Genomic DNA, 15,551 nt, shown 5'->3' on the forward strand with positions numbered 1-15,551 from the left:
CTCACGTTTTAGTGGCAACTATGACCGCGAGAGTTTCGAACATGAATCTCTCCTGGCTCTTGATCTCTATGGTATAGCCAAGAGCTTCCATCTTCGATTTTACTTCTTCGATTCCGCTCAGCGAGGATACCAGCAGCAGGAGCTTCCCTTTCACATCCAAGCATCTGCCAGCCTCTTCCAGGAACCTGTCAATAATCCTCCTGCCGTCACATCCTCCGTCAAGAGCAGTATTAAGCCAGCCTCCTGTCCTTTCTTCCTCAGAGGTCGGAAGATACGGAGGATTAAATATTATCATATCGAATTTACCTTTGATGCAGCCCAACAGGTCCCCTCTTATTGCGTCAATCCCGTTCTCTTTAGTACATTTTGCCGCATCGGGGTTGATATCAATACCTGCTATTTTTGCGTTCGTGTTGGCTTTTATGACCGCAGCCACTATGCCGCTCCCGCATCCCACCTCTAAAAGCCTTTCCGAATCTTTTATCTCCGACAATGCCGCATCTGCAAGAAGGAAAGAATCCTCTGAAGGTTCATAGACAGACGAATCGGTTTTGATGACTGCGTTTCTATAGTGGATCAAGTTATTGCTTTTTTCCCGCTTGCTACTCCTGTTGCATGGCAGTCCGAGCAGAACTTCGGCTGGTGGCAGTCGCTGCATACTTTGCCTATTAAAACCTGTGTCTTATGCGTCTTCAGCCAGTCGCTTGGGTGTTCAGCCTTATGGCAGTTAGAGCACAGATTCTGCTTTAACTCTGGCATATGCTTGACTTCCGAATGGCAGTTATAGCAGGCAATCTTATTGTTTGTAACATGTTCCTTATGAATGAAACTGAAGTCGTCGTATTTCTCAACCCTGTCCCTGCTATTATGGCATGAGTAGCATTTGCTCTTCGAAACGATATCATTCGCACCTGTTGATATGTTCGTATGGCACGTCTGGCAATCATAACCGCGTTCTAAATGATCAGTATGGTTGAAGTTCGTATAATTATGATGCGTCTCTTTCGGAGGACCGTGGCATGACGGGCAGCCCGATATGGACGTGCCACCCGGCACATCCCTGAAGTGACAGGTGAAACATGTTGATGTGGTTACCACAATGTGACCGATATCTTTTTGAACGATATTGGGATGGCACTGGCTGCACGAGGGGTCTGTAACAGACTGATGCTCTTTCATGCCGATAACAAGCATGGAGTGACAGCTGGTGCATGTTAATCCGATTCCTCTCTTGGGCTGGAGTAAATGTGCCTGGTGACTGAAATTTACACCCGTATAAGGCACATCCGAAGAAAAGATGCGCTTTTCATGGCAGGTGAGGCAGTTATTATCCATGACTTTTGCATATAATTTCCCGGAATATTCCTCGACCGTTGTCTCATAGCTGTAGAACTGGAGAAGCCCGTTAGCCTTGCCTTTTATATGACCTATCACTCCCGGTTCATAATGGCATTCAACGCAACGGACATCGTTATGCGAGGATGTATACCAGGAATCAAAATATGGTCTCATTATATGGCAGTTCTTTCCGCAAAAGGCAGGGTTTTCGGTTATCTCAAGGGCTTTCTCAGTAACCACTACCATTGTCGAAGCCATGACAACGAGCACAATAACAATAGGCACTTTGTGCGCTGAAATCCAGTTCTTGATGACTGCAATAGGTGATGTATTATCCATTTTCCTCACTTACCGTTTCCGTATCAGGTATAATATAGCAAAAATCCCGAACACCGCTGCTGTTCCTGCACCCGGTGCCCGTGCAGGTACGGTTGGTTCGGTACCGGATGTCTTAAACTGGGCTCTTTTTGCCCAGTCAATCCCGTTATTGACCTGCTGGTCAAAGTCCATCAGGTTGAAACTATGCCATAACGAAGGGACATTATCCATTACCGCTGTGGCTTTATCAAGGTCAGATTGGGCTGAAGTAACGTCTTTTCCTTTTGATTTTGCATCAGCAACATCGTTCTTTGCTTTCCTGACCTCTTCCTGTAATTCGCTTGCTTTTTCAAGGGCGTTTTTTGCATCTTTTGGTACACTTGCAGATGCTATCTGGTCTGCCGAATTATGGCAAACGCTGCATAGAGGAGTAAGTTCAGAGGCTTTTAGCACCCTGAAGGTGTGTGGCTGGTGGCATGTGACGCATGAGGGTGCCCGGGATTCGGACTTTAATCTCTGGTAATGCATGGTGTTCTTGAAATGATCAAGCTCTTCAGCATGGCATTTTCCGCACGTCTCGGGGATGTTTTTAAAATAAATACTGCTGTTTTTGTCTTTATCGTTTTTCATAGAAGCATGCGCTTCAGCCTCTGTTTTAGCGCGCGGGTTGCCGCCGTGGCATGCGTCGCAGGTGACGTAATACGCTGAATGCCCTGACTCGGACCACTGCTGGAAGTTATCTGTCGCTTTTTTCAGTATGAAATCCTCATGGCATTCAAGCGAGCAGGATATGTTTCTCTCAGTATGGTTCTGTCTTATTTCATTGAACCTGCTCTGTTCATCGGTAAAGGGAGATAATGTCTTGTGGCAATCTATACACGAGTTATTAAGAGCATCCAGATGAGATGCCCCTGCCGGCGCAATAAAAGCGAAAAAAGATACAATCAATGCATAGATATATAATAACATATAATACTTTTCTGGGTTCCGGGTTTTCGAAAACATTTTTCTCTCACATCTTTTTAAGAGTACAAATATTTATTTTTCCTGTTATTTTCAATTAATCCTATCTCATAGCCAAAACCAAGTACCCGTTTTTCAGTCTGGCAATTCTAAAAATTAAATGAGTTTCTACGATAAATACCTTACGAAATTTATCTTAAACTTTTTCCTCCATGTCCTTCCAGGGCGGCAGGATGCGGGTTATAACTAACAGGATTATGAACGGGATTACCAGTATTATAATCGCCGGCAGGACACCTTCCTGGCTGAAAAATACAGGAACATATGTAAGGGTTCCGCTTAAACTCTTGGATATTTCCTGCCCTCCGATGACTACGTTCCACCGCATGGCGAACACACCTATCACCACAAGAATAGATGAGACCGATATCATAATCATTTTAAGCGTTTCCCGGTTCTTCATAATGCCTACAAGAAGGAGAAGTACGAACGGGACAAAGATACCCAGTCCCAGCTGCACACCGTAAAAAGTAGTAGCGATCTTATCTGAAAGGAGCCTGTTAATTATCTCGATTTCTTCAAGAGACTCGTATTTCATGCTGACTACCTCAAGCAATTCCAGCGCTACATCAAGGATCAGGAATATCCACAGGTAATGCGCCAGCGAATGGAGACATTTGTGGTCGATAGCGTGTTTCCTTATCTTCATTGATGCGATATAGAGCAGTATCAGCAGCGCTATGCCTGATACGATGGCTGACATCAGGAATATAAGAGGCATAAGCGGAGTGGACCACCAGGGATTGGCTTTTATGCCGCCGAATATGAAGCCCACATATCCATGCAGGAAAGCAGCCGACGGGATACCTATTATGGCAAGTTTCTTTGCAAGTTTTTCATCATCGTGCAGTGCTTTTTCAGAGATATCATATGAGAAAAGTGCCAGTCCTGAATACAGGAGTTCTTTCCATCCCCTGGAGTTAAGTGCCATTTTGACTATATCTTCCCTGAAAGACAGCCAGATCTCAAGCACAACGACGATAAGATAAAATGAATAAATATACCCGAACCCTGACATCGCAGATGTAAGGTGGGGTGTGAACATGATCTCTATGCCCCTCTCGGGATGACCAAGGTGCGTGACAAGTGGCAGCGTCGCAACGAGCAGGAAGGATAACGCAGTAAGAAGGGCGAACCTCGCAACAGGTCTGATCTCTTTTTTACCGAAAACATGGTATAATGATGACGCTATGAAAGCTCCTGCCACGAGACCGGTGATATACGGATATAATACTATCAGTATGCTCCATTGGATTTCAGCTTCATTGGGATATATGTATCCCCATATTAGACTCTCCATTATCGCACTTCCCTGTCCAATCCTACGTAATAGACCTTGGGTTTTGTTCCCAGGTCAGGTTTAAGTACATTGATTCTCTCTTTATCCAGTATTTTATTTACAGGGCTCTCCGGATCTTTCAAATCCCCGAAAACCCTTGCCCCCACAGGGCATGCCTGCACGCATGCAGGCAGGAGACCTTTGGTGATCCTGTGGTAACACCATGTGCATTTGTCCGCAGTCCCCTTTTCATTATTGAAGTATCTTGCGCCATAAGGGCAGCCCTGGATGCAGTACCTGCATCCTATGCAGTAATCATAATCCACCAGGACGACCCCGTCTTCTGTAGTATATGTTGCTCCCACAGGGCAGACCTGGACGCATGGAGGATTTTCACAGTGGTTGCATATCTTGGGGACGTAGAACGCCTTTTTTATCTCTCCGGCAGGGATGTCATCAGTAAACCCGTCAATGCCTCCATTAGGCGAATCTATTGTTATTTCCTCTTCTCTTCCTTTTTTCACTACCCGGTATCGCTCAATCCAGGTCCTGTAAACAGGCTCATCGAATGGCACATCGTTCTCAAGCTTGCAGGCATTGGCGCATCTTCCGCAGCCAATACATTTTCGGGTATCGACGAGATAGCCCCAGTAATGTTCTTCCCAGTTGTAATCCTCCTGTGATGAATTCTCGGCTGCTATACCTTTCGTAGTAATGGATTCGATTACAGCAGTACCTGCGGCTGCTCCGATAATGATCTTACATCCGATTTTAGCGAATTCCCGTCTTGATACGTTCATTGTAAGGCCTCCATTTACACAAACCACGGCTTATGCGGGTTATGGCAATAAGCGCATTTTAAGTTTTCACCATGAGTTTCGGGGTCGATCTGCGGGAAACCCGATGGTCGTGCTGCACGTTTGAAGTGGCAAAGACCGCAGTAATCCCTTGAATCGTTCGCCGGAGGCGGCATTATCCTGATATTATTGACGTGCTCCTCCGATGGCCCATGACAGGTCTCGCAATTTACCGTTTTATGCCCTGAGTCTGACCATATCGAAGAAATTGTTTTATGGCAATCTTCCTCACCACAACTCGCTGATCCTGCATGCTCAACGGGTAAGTTCCTGTTCTCAATAACAGAGTCTCCCCTGTACCACCCATACTGACCAAATGAATCCGGTACGATTATGGCTCTGACCGCGATAAAACCGATTATCGCGATCGCCAGCAATGTTAATGCTCTCTTTAAATGCGGCTGCATTGTTTTCTCACCTGTATATGGTAATAACGATTTTCTTTACTCCGGAATTCGCTTCTCATTCGCTTAATCTCTTTTCTTCTTTTTGAACATATACAGTACAGCCAGCAGTGAGATTATACCGATCAATCCGGTAAAACCGGGCATTTTGTTGGGTGCTGTTGCTATTGGGGTTGGGGCTGGTTTTAGAAGCTCCTCTGCTTTGTTTATTTCCCTGTTGGCTGCGTCCACCTCGTCCTCGAAGTGTGTGAGATTGAATTCATGCCACATGGGCGCCAGATTCTGTTGCACCGTTAACGCGTTATCCATGTATTGTTCGGCCTTCGTTACATCAGTCCCGTTCTTTTTAGCCCAGAATATATCTTCCTGAGCCGTCTGGATATTGAATTTCAGTTTATTCAATTTTCCAAGCAGGTACTCGGCCTGGACCGGGATATCATAAGGTGCTACCTTTTTATACACGGAATGACAGTTCCCGCAGAAATTCCTGAACTCCTCAGGATTCAACACGGTAAATGTATGAGGAGAATGGCAAGTTGTGCATGTCGGGGCGGTTTTCAATGCCTCAAGCTTCTGATAATGTTTGCTGTTCTCAAAATTAGAAAGTTCCTTTGAATGGCAATTGCCGCAGGTCTTTGGGACGTTCGTATAATAAACAGGGCTCTGGAGGTCTGTAGGTTTCAGGATACCTGCATGAGCTTTCTCCTTTGTTGCCTGCTTTGGGTCACCCTGATGGCAGACATCGCATGTTACTCCTTTGAGAGCATGTACAGATTCAGACCACTGCTGGTAATTAGATGTTGCAAGCTGCCTGACCCTGTCCTCATGGCACTCAAGAGAGCAACTTACGTTCTTCTCAAGATGCTGAACCCTTATCTGATTGAACTGTTTCTGGACTTCGATAAAAGGAGATAATGTCTTATGGCAATCGATACATGAATTCTCAGAAGCAACAGCATCTGGAATTAAGACTAAGATGAATCCGGCTACAGCCAGAAAAATTGCTATGCTAAATAATCTTGGTTGCATTTTTTCCAATCCTATCGTTTTAACGGTCTTCGTTTTAACAAATTCTTGTTTTAAATGTTATACGTTTTTCTCTTCATCAATTTATTATTCCGTATATATAGCTTTTGCTTTTTTCTACTAAAAATTTTCCAGAACATGGGCAGGTATTCCTGACCGGGTTACTTTTTTTTCACCTTACGGAGCAATAGCAGCATGATTCTCCGAATTGTTCAGTATATTTAATTTCAATTAAGACTAAACGACAAAATATATCTATATAAATAGTATATTTGATACAAGTGAGCACATGAAAAAGCTGAACAAATACGTAATTTTTATATTTTTGGTTCTCTCTTTGATAAGCACCACCTATGGGTTTGCCGGAATGGGGGCCAATAAGTCTACAGTACAAACAGACCTGAACAACTCTACGCAATCGGACCAGGATATCCAGTTGTTGCAACATCTTATAGAGATAGATACTATCCAATTTGAATCCCAGAACAAGCTGTATGTACGTGAAACACTGATATACAAAAATACCGGGACAGCTAACTTTTCCGGTACGCTAAGAACATGGATGCCGGACGACGCAGAAAATATCAGTGTAGAAAGAGCGGAGATGATGGCGAATATAGTACCAGTACCTCTCAATATAATCCAGAACGGGAATATTATAAGCTGGCAGGATTTTATTGAGATGAACAGTTCTCTTCCTCCACTGTATATTGTAGAGTATGTACTTCCGGCAAACAGTTTAAATAAATTATCAAAAAAGCTCCTTTATCCCACACTTATCAGCAAAGTGTCTGGCAGCCTTATACTAAAAATAACAAAAGACAAGGGAAACAGCGTAACTATAACTGATGAGAACGGTAACGACATTGGAGCCTCAGGGAATCCAAAAGAAGAGGACAACAGCGTCCTGTATGGATGGGTAGCACCCGGGTTTATGGAGATCAATATCCGGATCTCAAAACCAGCCGCCACCCCGGCTGGCATTGCAGGTTATGTGATCATCGGGCTCCTGATATTACTTGCTCTTTCATATCCTGTCTTACGGAAAAGGAGTGAAAGACTTCAGGCAATCGAAGGGAAAATAAGAACCTCTTTTGAAAGGAAGCCAGAGGAAACCACCGAAGAACCGGAAGAAGCGGTTGAAGAAACACCTGAAACAAGCACAGAATCCGGGGAAGCGGAAGCAAAAACGGATGAGGTGAAATTTGCCGGAAAGACCGGGGATGAGCTTGAGAACGAGAAGAACGAACTTATATCCATGCTTGATAAAGTCGAAAAGGATTATGCATCAGGAAACCTCATCGATGAGGAATACGAAGAACTCAGCAGTTCGCTCAGGACAAAAATCGAAAGGATCAACAAAAGGATAGAAAAGCCTGATTGATTCTATAATCCTATCCCACCATTTTCAAGAAATAATGGTGTATCCGCATGTCATCAGTCAGTTCGGGATGGAACGCAAGGGCAAGCATATTTTTTTCTCTTGCCGCCACGATGAGACCGTTGCACTTTGAGAGTATCTCCACATTCTTACCGCACCCGGTAATGGCAGGCGCACGGATGAACACGGCATTGAAAGGCAAGCCCAGTCCTTTAAAATCCACCTGACATTCGTACGATTCTCTCTGGCGTCCGAAGGCATTCCTGTTAACATGTATATCCATCAGCCTGAGAAGCGGTTGTTTTGTCCGTTCAACCTGCATGTCCCCGTATTTTGCAAGCAGAACAAGCCCTGCGCAGGTCCCCATCACCGGAACACCTGCAATGGCGACTTTTTTTATTTCATCGGCGATTCCCTCCCTCTCCATAAGCCGCCCCAGCGTTGTGCTCTCACCGCCCGGAAGGATTATGGCATCACACACAGGTACAAGCCCGCTATGTTTTATCTTTATGACCTCTGCTTCAAGATTTGACTGTTTTAATGCCCTGGATATGGCATTAACGTGCTCTTCCACATTTCCCTGGATCGCAATGACTCCGATGCGCATGTATCTCAATATTAAACCCTGAATGGTGTACCATAATACAAAAGGCTTTTGTCGATAATAAGATGGATTTTTGGATATTTATTTATATGAATTGAATCTATTAATAGCCTCAGATGAAGGCAGAACTGGCAGATATTATGAAGGCGGTAAGACCGTCTGTGGCAGTCATAGGTCTTGGCGGCGCGGGATGTAATATTATTACATACCTTGCTGATAAGGGCATAGCTGGCGCCAGAATAATAGCAGCCAACTCGGATATAAGCCATCTTGTCCTGCAAAGGGCGGATAAACTGATGCTTATAGGCAAAGAAAGAGGCAAGGGAAAAGGATGCGGGGGCTTTCCGGAAATAGGAGCGGAATGCGCACGAGAAAGTGCGGATGAAATAAGAAAAGAGCTTGAAGGCATCAATATCGTATTCGTCGTTGCCGGTCTTGGAGGCGGGACGGGCACAGGTTCTGCTCCCGTAGTTGCAGAGATATCCAATTCACTCGGAGCCCTGACCATAGCGTGCCTGACGATGCCATTTGAGATAGAATACCTGCGGCGCGAGAATGCCAAAAAAGCCATCCGTGCGCTTGAAGAAACATGTGATTCCGTAGTGCTGGTAGATAATACCAAACTTCGCAAAGTAGCGGGAAACCTGCCTCTTAAGACCGCCTTTGCGGTTGCGAACGGGTTGATCGGGGCATTGATAAAAGGAATCACTGAAACTATAACCGTGCCAAGCCTCATGAATCTTGATTTTGCTGACCTGAAAGCCGTTCTTGAAGAAGGCGGCGTATCCTCTTTCAGCATCGGGGATGCCGAAGGTCCGGACCGCGTGGAAAAAGCGGTTGCGCGCGCCGTTTCCGCACCTCTCCTGGATATCCCTGAGAACTCGACGCCGCACGGGCTGCTTATAAGTATCACAGGCGGACAGGATATGACGCTTGACGAGGTGGCAAAAGTCGGGGAGCTGATGGCTCAGCATGTGCCGAACACCAGAAAGATCATATGGGGCGCCAGGGTCGATGAAACGATGACCGGGCGCATCAGGGTGATGGCGCTATTTGCGAGTGTGGGAAACCCGTTTGGGTAAATTAAACTAAATGTTCAGCAACCCTTTGGGTGAATTTAGAAGATGCCAATCCCATCCCCGCTCTCCTCACTACACCTCCGGGCTTTGGTTATCTATGACTTAATGATTTTAATATCTTCTTGATTTCCTCAATTGCTCAATCTTTGACCGCATTTCATCAACTGCTTTTCTCTGCTGTCTCTCAAGCTCATCGACTATCTCATCAAATCCGACTTTAAGCAAGTACACCTTATATGGTCTTCCCTTCCCTGGCTTCTTCTCTTCCCGCTCACTTATCCAGCCACGTCCTTTTAGCTCCCTCACAGCAAGGCTGACTTCAGGCTGGCGTAATCCAGCTTCTCTTTCAAGATCTACTGATTTAACTTCTTTAGAACTCTTGAGATAGCTCAAAATTCTGGCGACATTTCTACTCATACCTAAAGAAATAAGTGCGTCTGCAATTTCTTCATCTTTTTCATCAAGTTGTCTGATAGTAAGAGATTTCATATTTACTCCCATAATATATTATGAGCCCGTATTATTTTAACCTTTCGATAAGAAAAATTTATCTCACTGTACATGAACACTCAAAAGTATCAAAATTCGATTTATTGTCATACACGCTTTTGAGTCGAATTTCAGTTTTAAGATTTTATGTACTTTTTCGAGCAAAGCCGTGCATATCGCTCATGTGACTAAACACGGAACCCATTGATGCGAATTCCTGTTTGCAGAAAGTGCAGATAAAGGCTCGTGGATAGTCATTATCCTTAGCTTTTTGATTCCTAGCCATTTTAATTCACCTTCATTATAGTCATAATGAATTAATCAGATGTTAACATACTTGTGCTTATAAAGTTATCGGTTGAATTTAAAAAATACGCTAAAGTTTATATTACAAAATGGGAAAAAACCATTTCCATGCGAAATGAAGCAGTACTATATAATTCACAAGTTTTTTCTAAGGCTCTGTTTCAACATTTGGAGCTTCTATTTTCTCATTTTCCATGAATTCTTTTTCTGCAACAAGAATTTCATTAACTCTCTTTGCTTTATCTGGTTTGATATAAACAACTTTTGCTTTCATTATGTCCCTCTCCTAAATAAGATATGTAGAGACTTTAAATTTTTTGGTCACAGAATCGATAAATAATATTTAATAATTAAAAATTGTGTATAAGTGAGGGAGTGAATGTATTGATTTGTTTTACAATACTATAGCGGTATTTTGAAGTTATTTTCGATTCATTTTTGCAAAGACATGGTATTGGTTGAACAGGCTCTGGCGATGGGAGCTACTATGAAGAGTAAGTAGATGATTATGTAAACTTACAATAAAAGATATATCATATCCATACATTGCTAAAAAAGGAGAATAAAGTATGGGAGATAAAAAAATAAAATGCATTGATTGTCACAAAGATTTCATTTTCACAGAAGGGGAGCAACAATTTTTTGAAGAGAAAGGATACGAAGCTCCTAAAAGATGTAAGAGCTGTAGAAGTAAAAAGAAAGAAGAAAAAAGAAGATAGAATGCATTTCATTCGGATTCGTCAGCTTTTACCGTCTTGCTAACATCCAGGAATAATTTGGTTAAATACTGGAAAATCGATTTATAATCTCAATCAGTATAGTCTATTCATGGGCAGGAAAGGTAATCCTTTTTTCTACCACCAAATCCACCCGTCCTGCCCGATTTTCCAATACCACCGAATAATGTTAACGGTTATTGGATTTAAATCATTTTCCCCAAACTTTACCCTACTCTAAGCGAATATATCTTATAGTTTCTCCCCCTCCCGGTTCCTACTCGGTTAATTCAACATAATCAATTGCGTGTTTTAACACTACTACAGGCTTATGAGATACAGTAATAACCAATTCGTATGTTGACACCGACTCCAGCCTGCCTTTGAGCTTAGTCCCGCTTCTAATTGAAATATCCACCTCTTTACCCAAAAAACCATTTAGCATCTCCTTCATACTCTTCGATTCGGAAGTTTGTTCCATTTTATTTAATTTCATATGCTTCTCCTTCTTAACTAAGATTGAATGCCAATCAAATCAACTTATCTATTTCAGATGAAGAGAATAAAATATATATTTATAAATTTCCTACCGTTTAAAAATTAAAAATCTCCAAAAGTCCTTTGGAACGGGTCTTCAACTTCGCCGGGGAATGTTTGAAAATAGTTCTTAATTCTATTCATCATATTTGGTTTAAATTCAATCTGCTTGATATGAATTTCTAATAGATTAATGTAACTCAAATAACTCCGTACGAACTCATACGAACTCCTAAAAGACGATGAACACGGATGACACTGATACGCACGGAATTATATCTGTAAAAATCCGTTTAACCTGCGCCATCAATATTCAGCAAATAGTGAATGAGGCACCACCTACCACCATCTCATGCTTTCCTGCGCGACCATGCGCATCTCCGCGGCGAACTCAGCTATGTTATGCACGCTTGAAAGCCGAAACTTCGGCTTGCGCAGTATACTGGCATAAGGAGGATGTGTGGCTATGAGGTCAATGGACTCGCTCTCTATCAGGTCAAGCGACCGCGCATCCCCAACATACTTAATGATGATTAATATCGTAGTTTAATGAATTCATCGACGCAGGATTTCAATAATTTTTTCAATAACACCGGCGGTTATTTTCTTTTTAAGGTGACCTGCAGAATACAAGATTATGTTGCTATCGGCTGTAAAGATTCGATTTGGTCTTATATGACTCTTCTTTTTAAGACTCCCCTGCTCAAAATCGTTCTCATCTATCGGGATAGCATCATTGTCTTTGACCCATTGACTGGTTATCAGGCATAAAATCACGTCGTCTCCTTTCAAATCTGCAATTACAAGTGCCGGACGCCTTTTAGCCTCAGTTAGGTCTGTAAACGGAAAGGGAAGGACTACAACGTCCCCTTTTACAAATCTTGCCATGCTTCATCTTCTTCAGGACGCAGCCATTCCTTTTTTAATGAGGATTCGCTTGCTATTGCAGTTTCCATGCTCTCTTTTCGTGATTTTATTTTAAGAAAACGAATAAAATCGAGTATTTCATCAAAGAGATCATCCGGAACATGCTCGATTTCACGTAAAATTAATTCTTTTTTTGTAACATTTACCATGGTATTGTGCTCATTTATATATCAATTCGTTTGGTTATAATATTTATGCTTTAAATCCTTGCCTACCACCACTTCATGCTCTCCTTGAGCTCACCATCCTTAAGTTTCAATAAAACCCCAAGAAGCAACCCGCCCGAAGGGCGGCGCAGCCCAAAAATAAATATTAACAACGAACTCATACGAACTGGTACGAACTCAATTAAAGTGCGGTATTTTGACAGGATTAACAGGATTGACAGGATTAAAATCTAGAGGCGAAGTCTACCACCATTTCATGCTCTCCTTAAACTTTGTCGTTCTTTCCCCCGCCTCCGGCTTCCTGAACACATAAAGATGCTCATGCCCGATAAGATAAAAGTCATACTTCTTCCCGAACCACTTCTCCCTGGTGCTCTTCATTTTCCACTGAAGCTTGATAATATCCTCGCGCAGTACGAACCCAGCCTCAAGAAAGCTCATCAGCACCCTGGGCGTTATGGGCACAAAATGCTTGTTCCGCCTTGTATCGCCTATGAGAATGGCGCAGTGCTTTCCGGGCTTGAGCACACGCATACACTCCTGCGCAACTTTGCGCATCTCCGCGGCGAACTCAGCTATGTTATGCACGCTTGACAGGTCGCCCTCGCGGTCATGGGAATAAGGGATTATACTGGCATACGGAGGATGCGTGGCTATCAGGTCGATGGACTCGTTCTCTATCAAGTCAAGCGACCGCGCATCCCCAACATAAGTCTTAATCTCCGGCGCCTGATACTCAGCATCCAGGGGCGTATAAGCAAAATCCAGCCTGTTCCGCGCGACCATGACAGCATCCGGGTTGATGTCCACACCCACGGCTCGCCTCTCTAAAAGTTTACACTCTACAAGCGTAGTGCCAGAGCCCGCCATCTGGTCAAGCACCAAATCACCTGGCGCTGTGTAGCGAAGAATGAGGTTGCGCGGGATGTATGGCGACCAGTTGCCCCTGTAGTTTCCGACGTGCGTAGCCCAATCGCCGCGGTCGGGGAAGCTCCAGACTGTGGTGGTTTCGGGGGTGAAGGTGGAGGGGGCGAATTTATGGATTTTCCAGTTGTGGTGGAGCTTTATTTTGGTTTCTCCGATTTCTACTTCTGGGTGGGATTGAAGGAATTGTTTGTAGTCGGTCCTTGTGATTTCGAGCAAGGATCGATATTGATCTGATTGTTAATATATAAATTAATATGATCTAATTTTGTGAATATAATTAAGTTGTAAGTAAGTTGTATTTAAACTGTAACTAACATCATGTCATAAACAGGAATAGATTTATTATTGCAGGAATGTCATTTATTTTCAAATATCCTAGTATATTTTAAAACTGTTAATTTGTCTTCATTTATAATTTCCAAAGAAAAGACATCCCCCTCATTTATTTTATTTTCTTTGCAAACCTGTGTAGGTATAGTAAGATCTAAAGAATCTGTACCGTGATGAGCGCGGGCTTTTACAGTGAATTTTTTACCCATGCTTTCTTAGTAATTTCATGTACATAACTTATTTACTGTACATAATGTACATTTTTAATTTTCAGGAAGTAAGCCTAACAAAAGTATTGGGACAGGGATTGGTAGTAATTTAAAATACCGATATGCAAAATCAAATTCAGCCATATTGTTTACGCTGGCAGGACGAGTTGGGAAAAATTCTTTTGGGTTTGTAGGAACAATCAAGACCGCTAATGAGAGAAGATTTTTTGTCAATCCAAAATGAAATTTATAATAATCACGATAAATGGTGGCACTATTTCCGAATTGGATTTCTACAAAAACATCATTCTTTTGATAATCGCCTATTAACTTTGGATCCTGATAAAGTACAGGTTGTGATTGCCAATTATATTTTGAAAATTCAGTATCAAATGCTTTGTTGTATGCAGTTTGGTGCTGAAATTTAGTACCATTATATACAATTTCAAATTCAGGCTCCCACTGTATAGCATCAATACATGAAAATATTTCATGTACTTCATCTACATTGCGAAGGAGTCGTTGGCTACAAAAGAAATAAGAGTCTTTAAATTTCATGATTCAAGCTTATATAATTTTAATGTGATGGTTTACAATCACAATCTTTTTAATTGGAATAAAAATATCAATTTCTGTACATTATGTACATTTAATTTGGATTCTCTATGAAGCTTCCTCGGATTACAAGAGAATTTGGATTGTATAATTAAAAATACAATCGCTATATCTGGATACTGCTATTACCTTAATCGGTATTAAAAAAATCGAAAAATCCGCTACCCTTTACTCGCCAAGGAATTCAATCTTTTGTGAATCATGTTCCTTCGCTAGAGTGTAGAGCTTGATGAGGGGTTCATAAGTTCTTGCCTGGCAAATTCCTTTTATATCTCTGAAAAGACTGCGTTTGATTTCTTTGTCAAACTTGCTCATTTTATCAACCGGAAGAATTATAAACAGCTTTGTTCTCTGACCAGATTTGTAAAGGTCAAGTAACCTTCCAAGCCCTTTTGTTACATCTGTTGTATGCTCTATTTCGAAGGCATATTCGGGAACCAGCATTTCAGTATCACCGCCGAACCATAATACATCTATGTGGCTGACTACCTCTATAACTTTTGGATGAAAGATATCGCTTTGAAATTCTTTTATGGTTGCAATTTCTTCAATAGGTCTATTCATAAATCTTTTTTTAGCATCATTAATCGCAGCCGATGTCTCATAACCGTATATTTTCCCTAACTGAAGCAGCATCCCCTGAACATCCTCATGCCCTGGATTCGGGTTCTTTTTCGGGTCAAACTCCTCAAGAGGCTTTTCTTCCCTGAGATACCATATCCCGCTCCCCTTCTCCTCCTGATAGAAAATGCTGTACTGCTGTAAGGTACGTCTTACAGTGTCTCTCCATGTTGGATTTGTTTCGGTCTTCGGGTGTCCCTTTATTTTGGAGTAAATATCGTCAAGATGACCTGAGCTGCCGATTTCTAAAAGAGCTTCTTTTACGACATCTTTCCAGGTCAGTTTGCTCTCGTTCTTCATTTGCTGACTTAAATAAAATTCTTTGATCTTAACACTTTCGAGGGTAACATGGATTCCTTGCAGCAAGAGTTCGTTGTGAGTTCGTATGAGTTCGTTGT

At 42.4% G+C, this 15,551-nt stretch carries 21 protein-coding genes; 4 read left to right on the top strand and 17 right to left on the bottom strand.

What is annotated here, in order from left to right; translation table 11 throughout:
- Position 1: 1 nt before the first annotated feature.
- The 7 genes from MNV_RS00555 to MNV_RS00585 form a co-directional block, all read right to left on the bottom strand.
- Positions 2 to 580: a HemK2/MTQ2 family protein methyltransferase gene (locus MNV_RS00555; protein ID WP_256999877.1), complete on the bottom strand. Its 579-nt coding sequence runs from the start codon at positions 578 to 580 to the stop codon at positions 2 to 4.
- Entirely contained in the window at positions 577 to 1,677 is a 1,101-nt protein-coding gene (locus tag MNV_RS00560) for a cytochrome c3 family protein (RefSeq protein WP_096203406.1), read from the bottom strand. The genes MNV_RS00555 and MNV_RS00560 overlap by 4 nt, the downstream gene beginning before the upstream one ends.
- Positions 1,678 to 1,686: 9 nt before the next feature.
- Positions 1,687 to 2,625: a hypothetical protein gene (locus tag MNV_RS00565; RefSeq protein WP_143311541.1), complete on the bottom strand. Its 939-nt coding sequence runs from the start codon at positions 2,623 to 2,625 to the stop codon at positions 1,687 to 1,689.
- A 190-nt stretch (positions 2,626 to 2,815) separates the two neighbouring features.
- Entirely contained in the window at positions 2,816 to 3,979 is a 1,164-nt protein-coding gene (gene nrfD / locus MNV_RS00570; RefSeq protein ID WP_096203408.1) for an NrfD/PsrC family molybdoenzyme membrane anchor subunit, read from the bottom strand.
- Positions 3,979 to 4,758 (bottom strand): 4Fe-4S dicluster domain-containing protein, encoded by a 780-nt coding sequence (locus MNV_RS00575; RefSeq protein WP_096203409.1) that lies wholly within the window; start codon positions 4,756 to 4,758, stop codon positions 3,979 to 3,981. The genes nrfD and MNV_RS00575 overlap by 1 nt, the downstream gene beginning before the upstream one ends.
- Positions 4,759 to 4,772: 14 nt before the next feature.
- Positions 4,773 to 5,222 carry a multiheme c-type cytochrome gene (locus MNV_RS00580; protein ID WP_096203410.1) on the bottom strand — a complete coding sequence of 150 codons (450 nt, stop codon included), beginning with the start codon at positions 5,220 to 5,222 and terminating at the stop codon, positions 4,773 to 4,775.
- Between the two features lie 63 nt (positions 5,223 to 5,285).
- A complete protein-coding gene (locus tag MNV_RS00585; RefSeq protein ID WP_096203411.1) occupies positions 5,286 to 6,248 on the bottom strand; it encodes a cytochrome c3 family protein in 963 nt (320 codons plus the stop codon).
- A 286-nt stretch (positions 6,249 to 6,534) separates the two neighbouring features.
- Between MNV_RS00585 and MNV_RS00590 the strand changes: the two genes are divergently transcribed.
- Positions 6,535 to 7,629 carry a hypothetical protein gene (locus MNV_RS00590; RefSeq protein ID WP_096203412.1) on the top strand — a complete coding sequence of 365 codons (1,095 nt, stop codon included), beginning with the start codon at positions 6,535 to 6,537 and terminating at the stop codon, positions 7,627 to 7,629.
- Between the two features lie 10 nt (positions 7,630 to 7,639).
- Here MNV_RS00590 and pdxT read toward each other — a convergent pair whose 3' ends face one another.
- Positions 7,640 to 8,233, bottom strand: coding sequence for a pyridoxal 5'-phosphate synthase glutaminase subunit PdxT (pdxT, locus tag MNV_RS00595; protein WP_096203413.1), 594 nt, complete (start codon positions 8,231 to 8,233; stop codon positions 7,640 to 7,642).
- 113 nt (positions 8,234 to 8,346) lie between these two features.
- Here pdxT and ftsZ point away from each other — a divergent pair, with 113 nt between their 5' ends.
- The gene (gene ftsZ, locus MNV_RS00600; protein WP_096203414.1) at positions 8,347 to 9,312 is read left to right on the top strand and encodes a cell division protein FtsZ; all 966 of its coding nucleotides are present in this window, start codon (positions 8,347 to 8,349) and stop codon (positions 9,310 to 9,312) included.
- Between the two features lie 108 nt (positions 9,313 to 9,420).
- Here ftsZ and MNV_RS00605 read toward each other — a convergent pair whose 3' ends face one another.
- Together MNV_RS00605 and MNV_RS20390 are read right to left on the bottom strand one after the other, a co-directional pair.
- Positions 9,421 to 9,798: a MarR family transcriptional regulator gene (locus tag MNV_RS00605; RefSeq protein ID WP_143311544.1), complete on the bottom strand. Its 378-nt coding sequence runs from the start codon at positions 9,796 to 9,798 to the stop codon at positions 9,421 to 9,423.
- 454 nt (positions 9,799 to 10,252) lie between these two features.
- Entirely contained in the window at positions 10,253 to 10,378 is a 126-nt protein-coding gene (locus MNV_RS20390) for a hypothetical protein (protein WP_256999878.1), read from the bottom strand.
- A gap of 295 nt (positions 10,379 to 10,673) precedes the next feature.
- Here MNV_RS20390 and MNV_RS00610 point away from each other — a divergent pair, with 295 nt between their 5' ends.
- Positions 10,674 to 10,823, top strand: coding sequence for a zinc-ribbon domain containing protein (locus MNV_RS00610; RefSeq protein WP_096203416.1), 150 nt, complete (start codon positions 10,674 to 10,676; stop codon positions 10,821 to 10,823).
- 274 nt (positions 10,824 to 11,097) lie between these two features.
- Here MNV_RS00610 and MNV_RS00615 read toward each other — a convergent pair whose 3' ends face one another.
- From MNV_RS00615 to MNV_RS00625, 3 genes are all read right to left on the bottom strand, one after another.
- A complete protein-coding gene (locus MNV_RS00615; protein WP_096203417.1) occupies positions 11,098 to 11,316 on the bottom strand; it encodes an LSm family protein in 219 nt (72 codons plus the stop codon).
- A 596-nt stretch (positions 11,317 to 11,912) separates the two neighbouring features.
- Positions 11,913 to 12,245: a type II toxin-antitoxin system PemK/MazF family toxin gene (locus MNV_RS00620; RefSeq protein ID WP_096203418.1), complete on the bottom strand. Its 333-nt coding sequence runs from the start codon at positions 12,243 to 12,245 to the stop codon at positions 11,913 to 11,915.
- Positions 12,230 to 12,433, bottom strand: a complete 204-nt coding sequence (locus MNV_RS00625; protein WP_096203419.1) for a DUF2281 domain-containing protein — start codon at positions 12,431 to 12,433, stop codon at positions 12,230 to 12,232. Before MNV_RS00625 ends, MNV_RS00620 begins: the two co-directional genes overlap by 16 nt.
- A gap of 84 nt (positions 12,434 to 12,517) precedes the next feature.
- Here MNV_RS00625 and MNV_RS19200 point away from each other — a divergent pair, with 84 nt between their 5' ends.
- On the top strand, positions 12,518 to 12,685 hold the full coding sequence (locus MNV_RS19200) for a hypothetical protein (protein WP_218837837.1): 168 nt from the start codon (positions 12,518 to 12,520) through the stop codon (positions 12,683 to 12,685).
- 9 nt (positions 12,686 to 12,694) lie between these two features.
- Here MNV_RS19200 and MNV_RS00630 read toward each other — a convergent pair whose 3' ends face one another.
- The 4 genes from MNV_RS00630 to MNV_RS00645 all read right to left on the bottom strand — a co-directional run.
- Positions 12,695 to 13,594, bottom strand: coding sequence for a TRM11 family SAM-dependent methyltransferase (locus MNV_RS00630; RefSeq protein ID WP_096203420.1), 900 nt, complete (start codon positions 13,592 to 13,594; stop codon positions 12,695 to 12,697).
- A gap of 140 nt (positions 13,595 to 13,734) precedes the next feature.
- Positions 13,735 to 13,917, bottom strand: coding sequence for a hypothetical protein (locus MNV_RS00635; protein WP_096203421.1), 183 nt, complete (start codon positions 13,915 to 13,917; stop codon positions 13,735 to 13,737).
- Positions 13,918 to 13,971: 54 nt separating this feature from the next.
- Entirely contained in the window at positions 13,972 to 14,475 is a 504-nt protein-coding gene (locus tag MNV_RS00640) for a BglII/BstYI family type II restriction endonuclease (RefSeq protein ID WP_096203422.1), read from the bottom strand.
- 225 nt (positions 14,476 to 14,700) lie between these two features.
- On the bottom strand, positions 14,701 to 15,551 hold an 851-nt coding region (locus MNV_RS00645), incomplete at its 5' end, for a hypothetical protein (RefSeq protein WP_218837838.1).

It is taken from the genome of Candidatus Methanoperedens nitratireducens, assembly GCF_900196725.1.
Taxonomy (GTDB): domain Archaea; phylum Halobacteriota; class Methanosarcinia; order Methanosarcinales; family Methanoperedenaceae; genus Methanoperedens; species Methanoperedens nitroreducens_A.